At 73.7% G+C, this 3,319-nt stretch carries 1 protein-coding gene; it reads right to left on the bottom strand.

The window, feature by feature from the left end; all coding sequences use genetic code 11:
* Positions 1 to 3,319: SDR family NAD(P)-dependent oxidoreductase (locus tag ACFY30_RS39265; protein WP_390849940.1), on the bottom strand; the 3,319-nt coding region annotated here is incomplete at both ends.

The raw sequence follows: 3,319 nt of genomic DNA on the forward strand, positions 1-3,319 counted from the left end.
CCGCCGACCAGTCGACATGCGGCGTCGGCTCGTCGACATGAAGGGTCCGGGGAAGCACCCCGTGCTGCAACGCCAGCACCATCTTCATCACACCGCCGACACCGGAGGCGGCCTGCGCGTGACCGATGTTCGACTTCAACGAGCCGAGCCACAGGGGCCGTTCCGGGTCCCTGCCCTGGCCGTAGGTCGCCAGCAGGGCCTGCGCCTCGATCGGGTCACCCAGCGTGGTACCCGTGCCGTGCGCCTCCACCGCGTCCACGTCCGCGGCGGACAGCCCGGCCTTGGCGAGGGCCGCCCGGATCACCTGCTGCTGGGCCGGGCCGCTGGGGGCGCTGAGACCGTTGCTCGCACCGTCCTGGTTGAGGGCGGTGGAGCGGATCACCGCCAGCACGGGATGCCCGTTGCGGCGGGCGTCCGAGAGCCGCTCCAGGAGCACCATGCCCGCGCCCTCGGCGAGGCCCATGCCGTCGGCGGCCTTGGCGAACGCCTTCGAGCGACCGTCCTTGGCGACGCCCCGGGTGCGGGCGAAGCCGATGAAGCCGATGGGCTCGACCATCACGGCGACGCCGCCCGCGAGGGCCATCGAGCACTCGCCGGAGCGCAGCGCCTGGACGGCCATGTGCAGGGCCACCAGAGACGAGGAGCACGCCGTGTCGATGGTCACCGCGCTGCCTTCGAGGCCGAGGGTGTAGGCGACGCGGCCGGACAGCACGCTGGTGGCGCTGCCGGTGACGATGTGTCCTTCAACGCCCTCGGGCAGGTTGTCCAGGCCGCCGAAGCCCTGGTTGGCGGCGCCCACGAACACGCCGACGGGAGTGCCGCGCAGTTCCTCCGGGACGAGCCCGGCCCGTTCCAGGACCTCCCAGGAGGTCTCCAGCAGCAGCCGCTGCTGCGGGTCCATGGCGACGGCCTCGCGCGGCGAGATGCCGAAGAAGCCGGGGTCGAAGTCGGCGGCGTCGTAGACGAAACCGCCTTCGCGGGCGTAGCAGGTGCCCTCGCGGTCCGGGTCCGGGTCGTAGAGGGCCTCCAGGTCCCAGGCGCGGTCGTCGGGGAAGGCGTCGATGACGTCACGGCCCTCGGCGAGGATCTGCCACAGCTCCTCGGGACTGTCGGCGCCGCCGGGATAGCGGCAGCTCATCGAGACGATGACGACGGGGTCGTCGTCCGCGGCGGGCCCCCGGTCCGGGGCCGCGGAGAAGGCAGGCACGGGCAGGGCCGCGGCGTCTCCGAGCAGTTCCTCACGCACGTGGCGGGCCAGCGCGGTGACCGTGGGCCGGTCGAAGATCACGGTGACCGGCAGGCGCAGGCCGGTGGCGGCGTTCAGGCGGTTGCGCAGCTCGACCGAGGTCAGCGAGTCGAAGCCCAACTCCTTGAAGGCCCGGCCCACTTCGACGCTGTTCGGGCTGCCGTGCCCGAGCACTGCGGCGACCTGGGCGCGCACCAGGTCGAGTACGGCCTGCTGCTGTTCGTCGGGGGCCAGGCCGCGCAGCCGGTCGACGAGGCCGGAACTCGCCGTGGCCGACGCGTCCGGCCGGTGCCGGTCCTCCTCGGCGCGCAGGATCTCGGCGACCTCGGGCACCTCGGTGAGCAGGGGGCGGGGGCGTGCGGCGGTGAAGACGGGGACGAAACGCTCCCAGTCGATGTCGGCGACGGCGACGAAGCACTCGTCGCGGTCGAGCACCTGCTGCATGCCCAAGACGGCGAGCGTCGGGTCCATGAAGGGGATGCCGCGCCAGCGCAGTTGCTCCTGGACGATGTCGAGGGCCATGCCACCGCCCTCGTCGCTCCAGATGCCCCAGGCGATCGACGTACCGGCCAGGCCGCGGGCCCGCCGGTGCTCGGCGACCGCGTCGGCGTAGGCGTTGGCCGCCGCGTACGCACCGTGGTCGCCGCTGCCCCAGACGCCGGCGACGGAGGAGAAGACGACGAAGGCGTCGAGCCGGTCGTCGGAGAAGAGTTCGTCGAGATGCGCGACGCCCGACAGCTTGGCCTCGGCCCCGTCGGCGAATTCCTGGAGCGTGGTGGTGGCCAGCGGGATGAGGATGCCGACGCCGGCGGTGTGCACGACGGTGCGGATGGGCGGCCCGTCGGCCTCGACCCGCTCGATGAGCGCGGCCAGGGCGTCCCGGTCGGCGATGTCGCAGGAGGCGAGGGTGACGCGGGCGCCCAGGGCGCGCAGCTCGGCCTCCAGCTCTGCGGCACCGGGCGCGTCCGCGCCGCGCCGGCTCACCAGGACGAGGTGCTCGGTGCCGTTGCGGGCGAGCCAGCGGGCCGTGTGCCCGCCGAGGCCACCGGTGCCGCCGGTGATCAGCGCGGTGCCGCGCGAGGTCCAGCCGCGGTGACCGGCGCCGGTGGCGCCTGCGGGGACCCGGGCCAGTCGGCGGATCAGGATGCCGGTACGGCGGATGGCCACCTGGTCCTCGGCGCCGGAGTCGGCGAGAATTCCGCACAGCCGGGCGGCGGTCCGCTCGTCGGGCTTCTCGGGGAGGTCGACGAGGCCACCCCAGAACTCGGGATGCTCCAGCGCGGCGACCCGGCCCATGCCCCAGGTGCCGTTCTGCACGGGGTTGCGCATCGGGTCGCTGTCGCCCGTGGCGACTGCTCCGCTGGTGGCCAGCCACAGCGGGGCACGTACGCCGGTGTCACCGCACGCCTGGATCAGGGCCAGCCCGGCCACCAGACCGGCCGCGAGTCCGGGCTGCTCGGGGTAGGGGTGCTCATCGAGCCCGAGGAACGAGAGCACCCCGCTGAACTGGGCGGAGTGGACACCGCTGTGCTGGGCCATCTCGGTCAGCAGGGCGGCCAGCCGCTCACGGTCGGTGTCGGAGGCGTCGACGAACAGGGGGACGGCCTGCGCCCCGTGCGAGGCGAGACCCTCCAGACAGACCCGGACGAGTTCGGCGTCCGCGTGGCTCGCGGGGATGACGACCAGCCAGGTCCCGTCCAGGGTCGTGGAGGTGGGCTCGGCCGTCGGCCGCCAGGCGACGCGGTAGCGCCAGGAGTCGATGGTGGACGCGGCACGGCGGCCCCGTCGCCAGGCCGACAGCACGGGCAGCGCCTGGGCCAGCCTCTCCTGCCCGGCGTCCTCGGCGACATCGAGCACACAGGTCAGTGCTGTGACGTCCTGCTCCTCGACAGCCGCCCAGAACGCGGCGTCCGCCGGGTCCTGGACACCGCCGGTCGTGGCGACAAGCTGCGGCGTGTCGGGCTCGAACCAGAAGGGGCGGCGCTGGAAGGCGTAGGTGGGCAGCGGGACGGTACGGGCGTCGTGGCCGGCCAACACCGCCGTCCAGTCCACCGGGATGCCGCGCACCCACGC

The organism is Streptomyces sp. NPDC000345 (genome assembly GCF_042898825.1).
GTDB lineage: Bacteria > Actinomycetota > Actinomycetes > Streptomycetales > Streptomycetaceae > Streptomyces.